The organism is Streptomyces sp. NBC_01003 (assembly GCF_045162695.1).
In the GTDB taxonomy this organism is placed as follows: Bacteria; Actinomycetota; Actinomycetes; order Streptomycetales; family Streptomycetaceae; genus Streptomyces.
Map to the genome: position 1 here is coordinate 10,223,304 of NZ_CP108707.1, position 16,755 is coordinate 10,240,058.

Here is a 16,755-nt window from a genome sequence, read left to right on the forward strand (position 1 = left end):
CTAAGCAAGTGACAAGGCACTACCGGTGCGTCCCACCGTGTGCCGAGCAGCGAGGAGCGGGGTATGTCGGACCAGGCCACCGGAGGAAGCCACCGCCCGGCACCGGTCCACACACATCCCGACGAGGTCTCTGTCCTCACCGCGCTGTCGGCGGTCTCCGACCCCGTACGCATCGAACTGATCCGGGAGTTGGCCTCGTCTCCCGACTGGACCCGCAGTTGCGGCAGCTTCGACGTACCCGTCGGCAAGGCCGCGAAGAGCCACCACTTCACGGTCCTGCGCGGAGCCGGGCTGCTCGAGCAGCGCGACGAAGGGCCCAAGCGGGTCAACCGACTGCGCCGCGAGGAGTTCGACGCACGCTTCCCCGGTCTGCTCGATCTGATTCTGCGCGCCGACAGCGTCACGTGAGGCGGTGGCCGAACGTCTCCGACGGTGGGGAGTTGGCCCTTATGGTGGTGAAGTGCCAGGCCCGCGACCGTACGGCGGGCGGGATCGCCCGTCCCCGCGCCGCCGCGACGACTGACGGCACGCAGGACTTTGTCTCAGTACTGCGCCGACTCCGCCCGATAGCGAGGTAAGACCGACGCGCGCAGAGCATCAAGACCTTGACCAACGTCCCCGCCACCGACCAGGGCATCGACGCCCATCAGAAGATCGCGGGCCGCAGGCGGAGCATCGTGATCGACACGATCGGCCTGCTGCAAGGGCGCCTACACCGACGTTCAGGTCCACCCCACGCACACGACCGAGTAGTAGGGGCGTACCCGCGGCCGGTGCTGGTGGCCAACCGCCGTATCCGGCCCGGATCTTGGCCATCGAGCGTGTAGCCAGCTCGTGTCGGTGATGATTGGCATGCCCCTTTTGCACTTCTGACGCCGAAGGCCTGACGCTCCAGGCCGGTTCAGGTCTTGGGCCAGGAGTGCAGCGGTCAGGCTTCGCCGTGGTCGTCGTACTCGGACAGCTCCACCGCCGCGTCTGCAGTGACATGCGTCCTGTCGCAACGACGTCGAGTTGCTGGGCGCCGATCTCACCACCGGCGCCCAGTAGCAGCTACGAAATGAAGCCCCGGGTCACGTGCGTTCCGGACCCGTCGTTCTCGGACTGGTAGTTGGACGCGCCGACACAGTCGCTGTACTCGTAGTTGGCTCTGGACGTGCCGCTCAGGCCGCCCGCGTCCGTGGTGGTTGGACCGCCGAACACGGCATCGGACCTGGGCATTTCCGCGCAACTCGGGATCCCGGCGTAGTACTCCACGAAACCGCCTTGTGAGCCCTGGAGCTTTCCGCTGCCCGACGGCAGGTTCCAGGCACCCAGGTGCACTGACACACCGGTGACCGAGTCCGTCGCAGTTCCCTTCCAGGTGTCGGTCCCGGTCCGTTCGACTTTGATGTCGTACCGGTGGCCGTAGACGGCGTCGAAGTCCACCGCGCAGGTCACGCCGGGCCCGCCGTCGGCGCCGGCATGGCAGAGCGGGTCGGTCGTGGTCGCTCCGTCGGTGAATGTGGAGAACCGTGCCGAGAGCCGCTCGTTACCGCCGCTGTTCTCCCGGGGCTGGAGGCCGGTGTAGCCGAAGGCGTTAGCGAAGTCGAATTGCTGGGCGAAGTAGATCCCGCTCTTGTGCGCCGTCTCGGGGTTCACGGTGATGGGGAAGGTGATGTTGCTCATCCCGTCGGAAGGGACGTTGGGGATCGACCATCCTATGGAGACATTCCCGCCCCCCACGGCCGCAGACGCGGCCTGCGGAGTGAGTGCGAGCAGGCTCGCGGCTGCGCCAACAGTGGCCCAGCGACGGAGAGTTGAGGTGGCTCGGTGTGACATGTGCTGTCCCTCTCTCGATGTGTGGGGCATCAGGGGCTCGCAGATTCACCGCACCCGAAAGGAGTGATGACTGCGAGGACGCACTGTCCGGAGAAGGAGGCGCGCGTCATGGGGAGGCTTCGCCCGCGCCACCGTTCACCTGAAGGGCGCGCCGTGGCATTCCCTCAGGGCTCCTACCACACAGGTTGTACTCGCTCGCACCTAGCGGCTCCATGGACGAATGAGCAACGGGACTTGGACTCTTCGCCGAATCCTGAAGCGCCGAACGCGATGCGTGGACGGGTTCCCCCATCGCCCATGACGTCCGGCGCCGAAAGCGCTTCCGCTGTAGCGGAACTTGAGCGATGCCGTGCCGAGCAATTCGCCGTCGCTCCGATGGCGGGATCGTGAGGATTTCCCGAACCCGCAGGGACAAGCCCCCCAGCGGCCGCAGGAAGCGGTGGGGCCGGCGTACGGCGATCAGCCGCCGGCACCCGCTCGGCCGCGCGAGCGGGCATCCGCCGCAGGACGGGGTGGAGCCAGGAGTGCAAAAGGTCATCGTCGCGCTCTGGGATGGCCGACGCGGAACTGATCGTCCGGCCGCGACGAGCGCGTGAGAACCCGGACCAGAACCCATCCCCGAGTCAGAGGTGTCAGACGACGGTGACCGGGTGTTGCACCACTGCGTCGAACAGATAGCCCTGCGTGTTGTGCTGCGTGGCCGACGGCTGTGTACGTCCTGTCGTGTCAGTCGCCTGGGCGAGGACGGTGGTCGGGCCCGTGGTGGTGGGGCGCCAACTCGTGGACCAGCGAACCCAGTCGGCGCGTCGCGGAGTGTCGTGAAGGCGGGCGCGCCGCCAGGTGTGACCCGCGTCCGTGCTGATCTCGACGCGGGCGATGGTGCCCGCGCCGGACCAGGAGCGGCCGGTGAGCCGGTGGCTCGTGTGAGCCGGCAGGTGCGCGTTCCACGGAAGTTCGATAGCCGACTTGATCGTCTGTCGGGACAGCGGGGAGCTTCCCTCGGGCGGATACGCGTCGCCGAACAGACGGTAGAAGTCGGTGTTCCAGGGCGAGAAGAGGGGCTCGGAGGAGACCTCGATGTCACCCACCCACTTGATCGAGGCGATGCCGATCCAGGACGGAACGATCAGCCGGACCGGGGCTCCGTGGTCGGGCGGCAGGGGCTCGCCGTTCATCTCGTAAGCGAGGATCACGTCGTCGAGAGCCTTCGCGACGGGCAACGGGCGACGTACCCGGCCCAGGTTCGTGCCGTCCGCGGTGACGTATTCGGCGTCGAGGCCGCGCGGCAGCACGTCAACCGCGTCGCGCCGCAGACCCGACATGCGGAGCACGTCGGCCAGGCGCGCGCCGCGCCAGCGGGCCGATCCGATGGCGCCGAGTGTCCAGGCCGTGCCGGAGACGTTCTGGCCCTGCTGACTGGTGAAGTAGCTGCGGCCATTGCCCGCGCACTCGACGAAGCAGGATCGGGTCACGGCAGGCAGACGCTCGAGGTCGGCGAGAGTGAAGTCCCGTCCGCCGCCCGCAAGCCCACTGCCCTGCACCGTCAACTTCCAGGTGGCGGGGTCCAGTAGCGGAGTCGACGTGTGGTTGCGGACGAAGAAGTGCGAGACGGGAGTGTGGTGGCCGGTGGCTGCGAGGGATGCGAAGTTCGTCTCCGCGTTCGTGCCCCGTGCCGTGAACCACTCCTCGGGAAGCGGCTTGACGATGCCGGCCGCAGACGCGGACGGCGTGTCCGTCGCGGCCCGTGCGGTCGCCGGGAGCGTCGCCGGAAGGCCTGTCGCCAGGCCCGCGGCTGCGAGCAGCCGCATCAAGTCGCGGCGGGTCACTCCGTCGGCATGGGCTCGCCCGGCCAGCCACTGCCGCAGCCGGCGTCGGTCGTAGGCCGCCTCGTCAACCACGGTTTCGCGTACGTCAGTTGGGATCGTCACGCGGCGAGTGTAGGAAGCCCTGCATCCTGTAGCCCAGGCCAACTCCGTTACCGCAATGCGGTGTTCACAACACCGGGCGTACGGCATGGCCCTGTCGTCGAAACGGCTTCAGCATGGCGCGGTTCGGGTCCGAGCGGTTCACCAAGGCCATAGTCGCCGACACCATCGCTGCACAGCGTGCTGGATCAAGACAGCAGGTTCGACATCCTGGGCTGGAACCTCGCCCCAGCGAAGGTGCCGCGGAAGCAGCCCGGCCGAAGCGTGATCGGCAACGGTCAACCACCGACGCATGACCATCGCGTGCCTGTCGCCACGACTCGGGAACCGCAACCGTCGGGGTCGCTTCCGAGCGCCTGCCGTAGGTTCCCGGCCATGGCCGTCTTGCTGCGGCCCGAGCCGGTCTTGGCGGGAACACAACTGTCCATGCCAGCCGGCACCAGTCGTCAGGTGAAGCACTCAGTCGGGGTCCCGTCGGACCGTGAGAATGCTTCGCGGTCTTCTCCTGGTCTCGGCATGATTCCTCCCGTAGATGAAGGCAAGTGTCGTCGTGGGCGGGGTCGGTTTGCCCTGACGGAGTCGGAGCACGGTCACGTCTGGGGTGTCTGTAGGGGGACCAGAGGGGCTGTTCAGGGAGTCGCGGCGGGCGACGTTTGACAGGCGCGCGCTCAGGACCGCCCGGATGGCGCCGACAATGCGGGCGGCGTCGAAAACGGCGGGCCATTCGCTCACACTCCAGGCAGGATGCCCTCTGTGCACCATGTCCTGTGCGGGCTCGCCGACAATGCCGCCGTTCCGCCCGAGCTGGTCGACCGGCTGATCGCCGTCGCAGACGAAGACACCGCCGCGAACCTCGCTCGTCGCGCGGACCTCAGCCACGCGCAGGCGGTTGCGCTGGCAGCACACGTTGAGGAGAGCGCCGTGCAGCTCGCCTACGAGGGCCGGCTGACCTCCGCCGATGTCGATCCCGTGGAACAGCCGGACGCCGCCCTCGCCCTGCTCGACGAGCGCGTAGGAAGCCCGGAGTGGGCGAGGCTTCTCGCGGCAGATCCGAGCGTTGAGCGCCGGGAGAAGCTGGCAGCCTGCCACGGCCTCCCGTCTGACGTCGTGGAGACGCTCGCCGCGGATCTGGACGTACGGGTCGTCGCGGAGCTCGCGTTGTGGACCACGTCAGAATGGGCTGCCAAGCTCGCCAGGCATCCCCACGCCGAGGTCCGCCGCGCGGTGGCGGCCAACGAGGCGACGCCGCCGGCCGTACTGGCGATGCTGATCACGGGCTACGGCCTGCCTCCCGCACAGCGGTGCCTGGTCTGCGACCGAGAACAGAAGCCGTTCGTGCACGATCCGCACTGCCCGCGGCTCGACTGCGACCTGATGCCGGGCGCCTCCTGCGACGGATCCCACGAGTCCACCCTGCACGACATGCAGCAGGCGGCACTGCGCAACCCGGCCACGCCCACCGAAGCCGTCGTCGGCTTCGCCGATCACCCTTCACTGCTGCTGCGTTGGGCGCTCGCTGCGCGCACCGACCTTCCCTCACAGGTGTACGGGCGACTCGCCGCGGATCCCACTCCCGGCGTCCGAGCCGACGTTGCCGAGAACCCCGCGATCGACGACGCCCTGATCCGCGTATCGGCCGGCGACCGTGACCCCGAGGTGCGGCGCAGGCTCGCGCACAACCCACATGTGCCGCTCGACGTGCTCACCGACCTGGCCGGCACCACCAAGATCGGTGCAACCCTGCTGCCGCGGATCGCCGCCGCTTCTCCTGCCGAAGTCGAGGAGTTGGCGCGGTCACCGCATCCGGCCGCGCGGATGCTCCTGGCCCAACGGCGCGATCTGCCGCCCGAGATCCGCGACGCGCTGGCTGCCGACCCCGACGCGAAGGTGGTCAAGTCCATCGCTTCACATCCGGGCCTGTCCGAAGCACGGTTGCGCGCCATGGTCGACCGGCACGGAGTCCGGGTCGTCGCCAAGGTGGCGGCCAACCCGGACGCGACTCCGGCAATGCTGGAGGACCTGACCCGGCGCGAACCCCCGGTACAGAAGGCGTTCCGTGAGGTCGCCCGGCACCCCAACGCCACGGGCTCCGCGCTGCACAACTGCTTGGCAGACAAGCAGGCGCGGCCCCTGGCCGCCGGCCACCCGGCCCTTCCACCGCACGTCATCGCGGAGTTGCTCACCGACACCGACTGGCAGGTGGTGGAAGCCGCAGCCGCAAACCCGTCGCTGCCGCGCGCCGTGATGTCGGGTCTGTTGCCTCAGCTGTAGCCGTTCTGCCGACCCGTCACCGGGTCAACGCCCTTCAGATGGAGGGGAGTTATCCGCTGTTGTCTGACGGGGGTGGCCCTGCTGGACCGCGGCCACCAGGGCCGAGCAGCCGAGTACGGACAGGTCCTGGTGGTCCAGCAACCAACGTGATGCCGATTCCAAGATCACGATGGATGGGGGTGCCCTGGTGCCGCAGGGCAGGTCAGGCTGTCACCACGACCTGCGCCGGGTGGGGCGCGGCCGGGTGACCGCGCCGGTCGCGCGCCCGGCGCGGATCGTTCACGGCCTCGCCTCCGAAGTGGCGGGCAGCGGAGTTCCCACTCCTTGAGCAGCCCGGTGCCGGCGCGGGTCCGTCACACGAGCCCGTCCCAGTCGACCGGTCCGGCGGCACCACGCTTCCCGCGGGACCGGGGATCAGCCAGCCGTCCGCCATGCGGCTCTGCGGACGGCGGATCGGGTTTCAGTCGGTGATGTACCAATTGCTCTTGAGGTACTCCAGGGTGCTGCTGCCGAGCTCGCTCTCGGAGAAGGTGACGGAGGCCCTGATCGCTTCGGTCGGGATCTCGACCTTGTCGGGGGCCAGCACAGTGACGCGCTGCGGGTCGACCGTCGCGGTTCGCAGGGCCTTCTTCTGAGCAGGCGAGATCATCTGGAACGTGACGACGAACGTCGACGTGCACGGGCCGAACCCCTGGTCCTCCGCCTGCTTCGCGGCGGGCCCGGCCACTTCGCAGACCGTGTTGATGTCCTCACGGCCCACAGCATGGAGGTACTGCTCGTACCGCTGGATCGCGGCCTCCTTCGTCCTGGGCGCGGGCTGGTCCCCGGTCGGCTCGGCCGACGGCTTCTCGGTCCGAGGGGACGCGGACGGCGTGGCCGACGGTGCTTCGGGCCGCGCCGATTCGGACGACTGCGAAGGCTTCGCGGCCGTGGACGTGTCTTCTTGCGACTTCTCCGGACCACACGCGCACGCCGCCAGCGCCACGCAAGTCGTTACCGCCACGCTCACCAGCGTCCGAACTCGCATCCAGTCCCCCTCAGCAACAGTTGGCAACAAAGGAGGACACGCGAGATCTGGGGGAACGGTTCCTGAGCCGGTCCCGTTCTGCGGGTTAAGGGCGGCCACCGCGGTCTTCGCCGGTCGACCCGGCCGTGGTCGACAGCAGTACAACCTTGTCCTCTTCAAGATCGTCTACTTGTCGAGGAGTTGGAGCGTCCGACTCCCCGACACCCTTGGGGGATGCAATGCACAGAGTCTCCGTCGGCCGCGCCCTGCGGCTGGGAGCGTGCGGTACCGCGGTGGCGGGCCTGTTCGTGATCGGCCTGGGAGCCGGGACTGCAGCGGCCTCCGACACGCTGTGGATCCAGTCGCCGTACGAGCTGAACGTGCCGCTCGGCGTCGACGGCGGCGAGGCCCCGGCCCGCTCGCTCGACCTCGGGCTCTACCACGACAACAGCAACGTCTCGGTCACGGACGGTCGGTTGACGCTCGACGTCTCCCGGCTCGCCGGAGTGGCTGACATCATCTGGCCGGCGAACTGCACGCCCGAGGGCACCGTCGCGGTGTGCACGGTCGACGGCGAGATCCCGGTGACCAACGTCGACGCCGTGCACCTGGGGATCCGGGCCGCCACCGGCGCGCTGAAGGGCGCGCAGGGCACCGTCACGTACACGGCGACAGCCACCACGCCGTCCGGCACGATGAAGTCGCCGCAGGGCTTCAGCACCACGGTGACGGTGGCGTCGGGCCCGGACCTCGCGCTCAACGACCCCGGCAAGGCGGAGGGCGTGCAGCCGGGCTCCAACCTTGCGCGGCCGGTCAGCGTGACCAACGAGGGCAACGAGACGGCGCACGGCTACACCCTGAAGATGAGCGCCTCCTACGGCCTGGACTTCGTCACCTCGTACCCGCAGTGCACGTACCGCAAGGACGAGGGCGGTGGCGAGTACGCGCCGATGACGCACGCCACGTGCACCTTCGACGACGAGATCGCCCCGGGAGCCCGCGTGGAGCTGCCCGAGCAACTGGTGGTCGCCGTCAACGACAAGGCGCTGTACGAACGGCTCGATCTCAGCGTGGACCCGGCGGGCGGTGTCACCGACATCGACAGCGACGACAACTACGTGGCGCAGGAGGTACGCGCCGACAACACGGCCGACTTCGCGGTGCGCGGCACCGACGTCACGGGGAGCGCCGGCGAGACGGTCACTGCCGAGGTCCGGTTCCAGAACGAGGGTCCCGCCTGGTTCGGCAATCTGGGCTCCGGCGACCCTGCCGCAGTCGTCGAATTCCGGGTACCGCAGGGAACGACCGTCTCCGACGCCCCCGCGGAGTGCCGTCCGCGCACGCTGACCGGCGGCTACTACCCGAACCGGGTGGGAGCCCCGCGCTACGACTGCAACCTGCCGTACTGGGTGTCGGAGAACACCGAGCGTGCCTTCGCCTTCCAGCTGCGCGTGGACACCGTGGTGCAGGACGCCACGGGACCGGTCGTGGTGCGCCCCGTCTTCGGGGAGTTCGCCTTCGACCCGGAGACGAAGAACAACTCCGCGAAGGTCGTGGTGAACGCCACGCCGAAGGCCTGACACTGCCCGCTTCGGACCCGGCCCCCTCACGGACCGTCCGTGAACCTCGACGGGCTCACGGACAGGGGCAAATGCTGCGGGTGGAGCAGCGCCGAGGTGAACATCAAGTGGACCGGCCGCCCTAGGCACAGCGAATCGCTCCGACGCCGACGCCGACGCCGACGCCGACGCCGACGGTGACCGGCCGCACCGAGCTGTGGCGCAAGCGACAACTCCTGGCTTGCGGCGTCTTCGGCAGACCTTGACCTGCCGAAGACGCCGACCCGACTCGGCAGCTCGGCCGGAGAGACCAGCGGAGACCAACTCTCCTGACCACCGGGGACCCAGCCGATGGAACAGGTCGGGCGTGCCCCGTTCATGGAATTCCTGCCAACGTGACGACAGATGCATCGAGTTGAGCGCAGGGCGTCCGGCAGGCGGTCCCGACCGCCGGAAGTCGGGACCGCTCGGTACTGCTTCGCGCCTCTACAAATGTCACAGTCGGCGGCCCGTCTGGGGGAGGAGAGCCAGCCGAGCGGTCACGGGCATTCGCATGCGTGCGGCCTGCGTCGTGTCTGTCCGAGCTCCGGTGCCGACCGGCTGTTGGGCCACTTCAGGGCGAAGCTGTCCCCGGTGGCGGTCACTGCGCTGGTGGTGCGCGTACCAGCGAATTTCCAGCGCCGGGTACGGGATCGGACAACGCATCCGCGCCCTGATCGACGACATCGCACCAACAGAACGCCCGAGAGGCCGCAGGGATCTGGACGATCCGGTCCGGGATGTTCCCTGAAAACAGAGCCAGCCTTGCCTTGCACCGCCAATTCACCTTCCGAAAGATCGGCACCCGCGAACGCATCGGCCGTCATCACGGAATCCGGCGAGACGAAGGCCAACCATGACGCTCGTGGTGGCCAACTGTCCCGTCCCAGGTAACTGTGGGATGGTTGGCCTTATCCCAAGTCTTTCAGCAGTTCGCGTTCGCGCTCGCTGCTGAGTCCGGCCCTGCGGGGCCGGCCGAGCCCCTGTTCTCGCTCCCAGCGCAGAGTGTCCGCCAGCAGCTCCGCCCGGGGCCGGTGCCGAAGGCCCGCCGCGCGGGCCGCAGAACCGTTGCGAGCACTGAAGCCGGCCCAGTCCGGGTCGGCCATCCACATTGCGAGCGACTCCGGGCCCATGAACTGCCCCACTTTCTGCCCGAGCAGCCAGTCGGTGTCGGCCCCCACCAGCGGCCCGGTGTGCCCGCCGATGTCCCGTGACAGTGCGACCCACTCGCCGAACGGCATGATCGGGCCGACCGCATCGTAGGTTCCGGTCGTCCCTTTCTCCGCGCTGTCGAGCAGCCATGTTGCGAGGTCCCGCGCGTCAACGACCTGCGTCGCAATGTCGGTTGAGGTCGGTACCAGCAGCGGAGCCAGCGGCTCGCGCGCCGCGCGGCCGACCCAGTACCCGGTACGGCCGCTGTGGTCACCGGGACCGCCGATCAGTCCGGCCCGCGCGATGAGGAGCCGGTCGCCCACCGCAGCCGCCGTAGCCTCCTCACAGGCCACCTTGGCCTCCCCGTATTCCTCACGGTCGGCCTCGTCCCGCTCGGTCGCCGGGAGCAGCTCCGCCGACTCGTCCGCGCCCAACTGCGCATGCGAGGCATACGCGCTGATCGAAGACACGTACGCCCAATGGGCTGTCCGCTCACCGAGGATGGCCAGCGCCCCGCGGACGAATGCCGGCTGCCACGACACCTCGACCACGGCGTCCCAGTCCCGGCCCGCCAGGCTCTCGTACGCCGACGGGTCGCGTCTGTCCGCAACGACCAGTGCCGCGCCCTCAGCCACTTCGCCACTCTCGCCGCGGGCCAGACAGGTCACCCGATGCCCACGTGCCAGTGCCTGCCGCGAAATCTCGCGGCCCACCCACGCTGTCCCACCCAGTATCAGAATCTCCACCAGCAGACTCAAACACGGACTCTGAGTCTGCGAGCCCCTGCTTCGCCGAGGGCGTAGCGGTCCGCAACGCGCCATTGAAACGAGGCCCCCAGAACGTGCGCCTGGCAGACGCTATGGCCAACCGTTATGCACAACAGGTTCACTACGGCGCTCAGTCACATCCGGTTGAATCGCCGACACCGTGAGAAGGGGTGTCACGAACCGCCAGGGGAACACATCGACCGGCCCCGGGACGCCGCTCGGCCCCGGCGTCATACGCTCTCACCCAGCTGTTCGACCAGCGGCGCTGTCACCAGAAGGACCTTCAGCTCGGCGTGGGTGAACACATCGTCGACCAGAGCCTTCACCATCAGTTCGGCCGGACTCCGGCCAGACGACGGCATCCAGTTCAAGACGGGTGGTGGTGCCGTACCGGACGTGAAGATCAGTGACGTGACGATCTCGAAGTCCAACAACGGCTCCGGCATCCTCGCCAACGGGGGCGCGCGGCAGCGCGACGCTCACCAACGTGAAGATCACCGCTGGTCCAGCCGGTGCGCCGCCTGCGCGCCTTCCGCCGCATCACTCTCTCCCCGGGCCGGACCCGCACTGTGCGATTCCGCCTCACCGCCGAGGACTTCGGCTTCTGGTCCAACGACCCGACGGGCGAGTTCGTCCTGGAGCCGGGCGACATCCACCTCTACGCGGGCACCGGCTCCGAGACACTCGCGGAGGCGGGCATCGTGACCATCCTCGCCCCGGGCGACAAGTCGCCGACGCGCCGGGTGACGTGACACTGCGTACGCCGGCCTCAGGCAGTGGCGAGGCGCACCCACTCGGGCGGCCGCGCTGTCGGAAGGTCCGCATCGGGATCGACGCCGGTGACGTCAGAGGTCACCGGCTGAACATACGAAGCTTCCGGTTTCGCGGCGCGCGAAGCGCCACTGACTCCAAGGTCAGAGCACTTGGCCCGGCTGCAGCGTGCTGAGTCTCGGAGGACGAAGCTCCGCTGCACCGCTGGATTTGGCTGCGTCACCTCGAAGGGTTCACGCACCGTGTGAGCTCGGACGGGGGGATCGGAGAACCGAGGATCCGCTCGGCTGCGCGATGCCCTGAGTGGAGCGCGCCGTGGACGGTAGCTGGTTCACGCCCGTAGGTTGCTTCTCCCGCGAAGTGGAGAACGCCGTCGACAGGTGCTGCCATCGCATCGTGGTCGTCGTGCGAGGAGCCGACTGCGACGTAGGAGTATGAGCCGAGAGCGAGAGGGTCGACGCCCCAGCGTGTGATCCAGTGCGCCACGGGCTCGGGCACGGAGTCGCCGTAGATCTCGCGGAGGGACCTGAGCACCGACGAGACCACCTCTTCATCGGTCTTCTGCTCGATCTCCCGCCCCCAAGCACCGCCGGCGAAGGTCAGCAGCATCGGCTTGCCGCTGAGGACGGAGACGTCGTACCAGGAATGCCAGGGGACACCGGCCCGGCCGTGCTGCCGGATCGCGTAGACGTCGTCCTGCCAGAACCGGTCCGGGAACTGGAGGAAGACCTTGTTGAACACGCCCATTCCGAGTCGGGTGATCGGTCCCGCAACGGCTTCGGGCAGAGCGGGCGTGAACTCGATCGCCCCTGCTTTGAGCACGCCCAACGGCACGGTGACGATCACGTGGGCGGCCTCGAACGACTCATCCTCCGTGTCGACTCGTACCCCTGTGGCCGACCTGGTGATGGCGGTCGCGGTCCTGCCCAAACGCACGTCGAGGCCTTCCGCGAGGGCCCGGGGAAGCGCGTCGTAGCCACCTGGGAAGATCACTTCGTCGCCTTCGATGGTGTCCTCGTCGAGTGCGTGAGCGGCTACCTGTTCGATCTCCGCGCCGCATTGCTCCTCCGTGCGATGCCGGTAGAACGCGCGGACCCGTTCGGCGCGATCGGGTTCCCAACCGGTCGCGGCGAGGGCGCGTTCGGCCGCGGTGGCATAACTCTCGTCGTGGCCGGACGCCGCGACGGTCAGCTGGAACAGGTCATCTGCCGTGTCGACGTCGGTGGTCCACTGCCGCGTCGCGGCGTCGTCCAGCAGGCGCCGCGATTCGTCGTAGTCGGCGATGGGCCGCCCGCCGGCCTGGAAGCTCCCGACCGTGAACTCGCGTGTCTCCATCTCGAGTGCGGTGACAAGTCCCGTGAGTGGGTTGCCGGTGAGGCCATGGATCCATGAGGCGCCACGGTCGACGGAGAACCCTGCCGTGCGGTCCGTCCAGATCCGCCCACCGACACGGTCCCGCGCCTCAAGCACGACCACACGTTGTCCTGCGGCGTGAAGCAGTCGAGCTGCGGTGATGCCGGCGATTCCCGCGCCGACGACGATGGTGTCCATCATCTTCTCTCTTCTTAAGGGATCTCAAGGTCGGATCTGCATGTCGGCTGTCGGAGGCAGGCGTGCCGTCGACGGTGCGGTTGGCGCGGGCCGAAAAGGCAGCTGTTCGCGGCGCACGAGGTCGAGGGCGGTGCGGGGGCCGGCCGGCAGACCGCGCTTCGCCTCGGCGCCGAAGCGCGAAGCGCCGACGCCGAGCCCGGTGTCACCAGGTGTGGCCGTGGCCGAGTTGGACGAGGGCCAGGTCGAGCATGTCGGCGAAGAAGTCCGCGGCGGTGGTGTCGATGCACAGCGGCGGCTTGATCTTGAGGATGTTGAGGTGGTCTCCGGTGGGCTGGACGATGACGCCGAGGTCGAGCATGCGGTCGCACAGCTCGGCGGTCTCTTCGGTGGCCGGTTCCAGGGTGGTGCGGTCCCTGACGAGTTCGAGGCCGAGGTAGAGGCCCGAGCCGTGGACGGCGCCGATGATGCCGTAGCGGTCGGCCAGTGCCTCCATCCGGCGCTTCAGATGACCGCCGACGCGGACCGCGTTGCCCTGGAGGTCCTCGTCGCGCAGGGTGTCCAGGACGGTGAGGCCGACGATGCTGGAGACCGGGCTGCCGCCGGTGGAGGAGAAGAAGTAGCCCTGCTCGCGGTAGCGATCGGCGACTGTCTTGGAGGTGATGACGGCACCGAGGGGATGCCCGTTGCCCATCGCCTTGGCCACACACACGATGTCGGGGATGACCTCCTGCTGTTCGAAGCCCCAGAACCAGTCTCCCAGGCGGCCGTAACCGACCTGGACCTCGTCGGCGACGGCGAGGCCGCCGTGACGGCGCACCGCCGCGTACACCTGGGCGAGGTAGCCGTCGGGAAGGGCGACTCCTCCGGCGTTGCCGTAGAAGGTCTCGCCGATGAACGCTCCTGCCGGGCGGCCCGCGGCGGCCAGCTCGTCGATGACCGCGGCGGCTTCGGGCCCGTAGCGCATGGCGTCGGCGCCTCGGTGCCGACCGCGGTAGGAGTTGGGCGAGTCCACGGTGTGGACCCAGCTGGGGCGGGTGGCCAGGGCGTTCGGGTTGTCCTGGAGCGAGGTGGAGACCGCGTCGGAGGCGTACGTCCAGCCGTGGTAGGCCTCGCGCAGTGCGACGACATCGTGCTGTCCCGAGGCGCCGATGGCCAGCCGGAGGCCCAGATCCACCGCCTCGGAACCGGAGTTGACCAGGAACACCGTGTCCAGAGGTTCGGGAAGGAGGCCGGCGAGGCGTTCGGTGAACTTGACCACCGAGGCGTAGTGGAACCGAGAGTTGGTGTTGAGCCGTCGCAGCTGCCGGGAGACCGCTCGTTCGACGCGGGGGTGGGCGTGGCCCAATGGGGTGACGTTGTTGACGATGTCGAGGTACGCGCGGCCGTCGGTGGACAAGAGATGATGGCGCCAACCACGCTCGATACGGGGAGGGTTGGTGTAGTAGTGCCCCTGCACGGTCGCGAACACGGCGTCGCGCCGGTCGAGCAGGTCCGTCCCCTCGGCGAGGCCGCTGGCCGCGAGGCCGAGGAGCGGTGCGGGGTCGGTGGTGAGCCGCAGCCAGCCTGCGGCGTACTCGGGACGTACCAGTGGAGGGACCGCGGGGCCGGCAGCGGCACGCAGCGCGACGTGGATCGAGGCTCCGGCGGGGAGGTGCGCGATGTCCTCACGCGCCTGGACCGAAGCGCCGACGGAGAGGAGGGGGCGAACCGTGGGCGGGAAGGACAGGGTCAGCACCCGTGAGCCGTGGGCGATCTCGACCTGGCCCCGGTCCGCCACGAGGACCTCCCCCGCAGCGGGAGCCTGTGCCACGGTGGCCCGACCGAGCCACAGGTCGATACCGGTGGGCACCGTGGCTGCGGAAACGGCTGACAGCGCAGGGGACTGGGTGAGTCGCGCCTGGGCATACCGTGTGGCGACCGCGGCCGCGCCGTCCGCGAGCGGGGCTGTCACCAGCCGGGCTTCGGTGCCGGAGTCGAGCCAGGCTCCGTCGTCCATGGCATCGGCGTCGGTGGACAGGTCGACGAGGACGATGTCGGCGGCGGCGAGGTCCCGGAGAAGAGGCTGCGGTGGTGCATCGGCTCGAGCGGGTGTGCCGGCCAGGCCGGTCGCGTCCTTGACGAGGTGGATCATCACCGGAAGGGGCAGGCAGGTGGCCTGCTCGAATATGCGCCACTCGCGGTCGAGCGCCGCCTTGGCATAGGCGTTGTCCCCGTCGACGGCAGCCTGGTGGCGTCCGCTGACGACCAGGCCGGCGGCGCGCAGGACCACGAGCGGCCACAACGCCTCCGCCTCCTCCGGGGAGAGCGGCCGGACGGTGTGGAAGGCGCGGATGGCCGGCAGTACGTGGTGGGGTTCGACCCCGTCGTGGTGGAGCATCGAGGAGAGCGACACGGCGAGTTCGCCGACCGCCCAGCTGGTGGTCACGTCACCGAAGTCGATGACGCCGTCCGGCATGGGGGGCCGACTGCCGGGCGTACGGATCAGATTGTCGTCGGTGAGGTCCAGGTGCACGGCCTGGGACGGCAGTACGTCGGCAACCTGCTGGACGCGTGCCCACGCTTCGGCGGTCGCGGCGCGGACGGCGGCGCGCCGCTCGGGTTCGTCGATGTGCCCGGCGAGCTTGGCGACGACGCGGTCGGCGTACCGCAGGTCCCATTGGAGTACACGATCGAGGCCCGGGTGCCGGAAGTCCCGCAGCGCGGTGCTGACTTTTCCGGCGATCGTGCCCATGGCCGCCATGGTGCTGGGGGAGAGGTGCCGGGGGCCGGAGAGGGTCCCGCCGGGCAGATGCCGCAGCAGTCGTGCGATGGCCGGTCCGCTCTCGGTGCCCACCGTCGTACGACGCGGGGAACCGTCAGGACGCCGCAGGACGGTGGCGACGCGCAGTTCCGGGTGCGCCGAGGAGACCAGGTCGGCGGCAGCGTCCTGGGCTTCGATCTCCACAGCGCCGAAGGCGGGGTTGGCGATCTTCAGAACGGCCAGGTCCGCCCCGTTCCCGTCGCGCAGCAGGAAGTTGGCGTCCTGCTGGCTTCCCAGCGCTTGTGCGTGTGCGTCGAACCCAAGGTGCTGAGCGGCGATGCGCTCGGCGTCGGCCGGCGTCACCCGCGGTGCGGGAAGGGCGTCCTCGGTGAAGAAGTCGATGGTGCGGTACTCGTCGTGCGACATGCGGAGTTCCTCGGCTCGTACGGGCGGTCTGGGCTGGGACGCTCTGGTGCCCTCAGTCGACGTGCCACAGGAAACGGTGGGTGTGGATCGCGAAGTAGGGAAAGTTCTCCACGGATGCGACACCCTCGACGGGTCGCACGACATCGTTGATGAAGTCCAGAAGATCACGGGGCTGAGCGCACACGACCTCCGCGAACAGATCGAAGCCGCCGGACGTCAGGACCGTGTACACGACCTCGTCATGCCGGGACAGCTCATCGGCCACCGCACGGGGATCGCCGTCGACACGCAGACCCAGGAGCGCCATCGCCTGCTGGCCCATCGTCATCGGATCGGTCACCCCGACGACCTGGACGGCCTTGGCGTCGATCATTCGCTGCAGCCGGAGCCTCGCAGCCGAGGGCGACAATCCCACCTTCGGGCCCAGATCTGCATAGGGAATCCTGCCGTCGACCTGCAGCTCCCGCAGGATGGCCCGATCGATGTCGTCCATAAAGCACCTCTCACCCCTGGCCAAACAGCTGGCCCTGCGCTTGTTTCAAGCACAATGCCCGACTGCAACGCTCGTATCAAGTGATTCGACGATCGAATCACGCGTATCGAGGGCGCTGGGTGCGTGAGAGCGCTCAGGCCTGGTGAAGTCCCCGGTCATGACGGCATCCCGAGCTGGGAGCGGCGGGGCGTCGCGGGGGTGACCCATCTACTGGGCGCCCGTGGAGATCGCCAGGGC

General features: G+C 68.8%; 12 protein-coding genes and 2 pseudogenes. 6 read left to right on the forward strand and 8 right to left on the reverse strand.

All coding sequences use genetic code 11. From position 1 onward, the window contains the following. Positions 1–63: 63 nt before the first annotated feature. Together OG698_RS47290 and OG698_RS47295 are read left to right on the forward strand one after the other, a co-directional pair. Positions 64–408 carry an ArsR/SmtB family transcription factor gene (locus OG698_RS47290; RefSeq protein ID WP_406110604.1) on the forward strand — a complete coding sequence of 115 codons (345 nt, stop codon included), beginning with the start codon at positions 64–66 and terminating at the stop codon, positions 406–408. A 182-nt stretch (positions 409–590) separates the two neighbouring features. After that, positions 591–701, forward strand: a pseudogene (locus OG698_RS47295) (IS5/IS1182 family transposase); the annotation flags it as partial. A gap of 349 nt (positions 702–1,050) precedes the next feature. Here the strand turns inward: OG698_RS47295 and OG698_RS47300 are convergent. Together OG698_RS47300 and OG698_RS47305 are read right to left on the reverse strand one after the other, a co-directional pair. After that, positions 1,051–1,665: a hypothetical protein gene (locus tag OG698_RS47300; RefSeq protein WP_406110606.1), complete on the reverse strand. Its 615-nt coding sequence runs from the start codon at positions 1,663–1,665 to the stop codon at positions 1,051–1,053. 785 nt (positions 1,666–2,450) lie between these two features. Continuing rightward, on the reverse strand, positions 2,451–3,740 hold the full coding sequence (locus OG698_RS47305) for a sulfite oxidase (RefSeq protein ID WP_406111705.1): 1,290 nt from the start codon (positions 3,738–3,740) through the stop codon (positions 2,451–2,453). A 756-nt stretch (positions 3,741–4,496) separates the two neighbouring features. On the opposite strand from OG698_RS47305, the gene OG698_RS47310 reads away from it, so the two are divergent. Beyond that, positions 4,497–6,014 carry a hypothetical protein gene (locus OG698_RS47310; protein WP_406111707.1) on the forward strand — a complete coding sequence of 506 codons (1,518 nt, stop codon included), beginning with the start codon at positions 4,497–4,499 and terminating at the stop codon, positions 6,012–6,014. Positions 6,015–6,474: 460 nt separating this feature from the next. On the opposite strand, the gene OG698_RS47315 is transcribed toward OG698_RS47310, so the two are convergent. Next, entirely contained in the window at positions 6,475–7,017 is a 543-nt protein-coding gene (locus tag OG698_RS47315) for a hypothetical protein (protein WP_406110608.1), read from the reverse strand. 242 nt (positions 7,018–7,259) lie between these two features. On the opposite strand from OG698_RS47315, the gene OG698_RS47320 reads away from it, so the two are divergent. Together OG698_RS47320 and OG698_RS47325 are read left to right on the forward strand one after the other, a co-directional pair. Next, the gene (locus OG698_RS47320; protein ID WP_406110610.1) at positions 7,260–8,600 is read left to right on the forward strand and encodes a hypothetical protein; all 1,341 of its coding nucleotides are present in this window, start codon (positions 7,260–7,262) and stop codon (positions 8,598–8,600) included. A 725-nt stretch (positions 8,601–9,325) separates the two neighbouring features. Then, positions 9,326–9,478 (forward strand): annotated as a pseudogene (locus OG698_RS47325) (GNAT family N-acetyltransferase); the annotation flags it as partial. Positions 9,479–9,529: 51 nt separating this feature from the next. Here OG698_RS47325 and OG698_RS47330 read toward each other — a convergent pair. Continuing rightward, entirely contained in the window at positions 9,530–10,516 is a 987-nt protein-coding gene (locus OG698_RS47330; RefSeq protein WP_406111709.1) for an NAD-dependent epimerase/dehydratase family protein, read from the reverse strand. Between the two features lie 251 nt (positions 10,517–10,767). Continuing rightward, positions 10,768–10,968: a hypothetical protein gene (locus tag OG698_RS47335; RefSeq protein WP_406111799.1), complete on the reverse strand. Its 201-nt coding sequence runs from the start codon at positions 10,966–10,968 to the stop codon at positions 10,768–10,770. 81 nt (positions 10,969–11,049) lie between these two features. Here OG698_RS47335 and OG698_RS47340 point away from each other — a divergent pair, with 81 nt between their 5' ends. Then, a complete protein-coding gene (locus OG698_RS47340; protein ID WP_406110612.1) occupies positions 11,050–11,289 on the forward strand; it encodes a fibronectin type III-like domain-contianing protein in 240 nt (79 codons plus the stop codon). 238 nt (positions 11,290–11,527) lie between these two features. Here OG698_RS47340 and OG698_RS47345 read toward each other — a convergent pair whose 3' ends face one another. The 3 genes from OG698_RS47345 to OG698_RS47355 form a co-directional block, all read right to left on the reverse strand. After that, entirely contained in the window at positions 11,528–12,862 is a 1,335-nt protein-coding gene (locus tag OG698_RS47345; protein ID WP_406110614.1) for a flavin monoamine oxidase family protein, read from the reverse strand. A gap of 199 nt (positions 12,863–13,061) precedes the next feature. Then, a complete protein-coding gene (locus OG698_RS47350) occupies positions 13,062–16,025 on the reverse strand; it encodes an aminotransferase (RefSeq protein ID WP_406110616.1) in 2,964 nt (987 codons plus the stop codon). Positions 16,026–16,077: 52 nt separating this feature from the next. Then, positions 16,078–16,518, reverse strand: coding sequence for an Lrp/AsnC family transcriptional regulator (locus OG698_RS47355; RefSeq protein ID WP_356284224.1), 441 nt, complete (start codon positions 16,516–16,518; stop codon positions 16,078–16,080). Positions 16,519–16,755: the final 237 nt, after the last annotated feature.

Excerpts from the sequence above, each read along its gene's own strand:
- OG698_RS47290 (WP_406110604.1), top strand. The coding sequence starts at position 64 with ATGTCGGACCAGGCCACCGGAGGAAGCCACCGCCCGGCACCGGTCCAC.
- OG698_RS47300 (WP_406110606.1), bottom strand. The coding sequence starts at position 1,665 with ATGAGCAACATCACCTTCCCCATCACCGTGAACCCCGAGACGGCGCAC.
- OG698_RS47320 (WP_406110610.1), top strand. The coding sequence starts at position 7,260 with ATGCACAGAGTCTCCGTCGGCCGCGCCCTGCGGCTGGGAGCGTGCGGT.
- OG698_RS47345 (WP_406110614.1), bottom strand. The coding sequence starts at position 12,862 with ATGATGGACACCATCGTCGTCGGCGCGGGAATCGCCGGCATCACCGCA.
- OG698_RS47350 (WP_406110616.1), bottom strand. The coding sequence starts at position 16,025 with ATGTCGCACGACGAGTACCGCACCATCGACTTCTTCACCGAGGACGCC.
- OG698_RS47355 (WP_356284224.1), bottom strand. The coding sequence starts at position 16,518 with ATGGACGACATCGATCGGGCCATCCTGCGGGAGCTGCAGGTCGACGGC.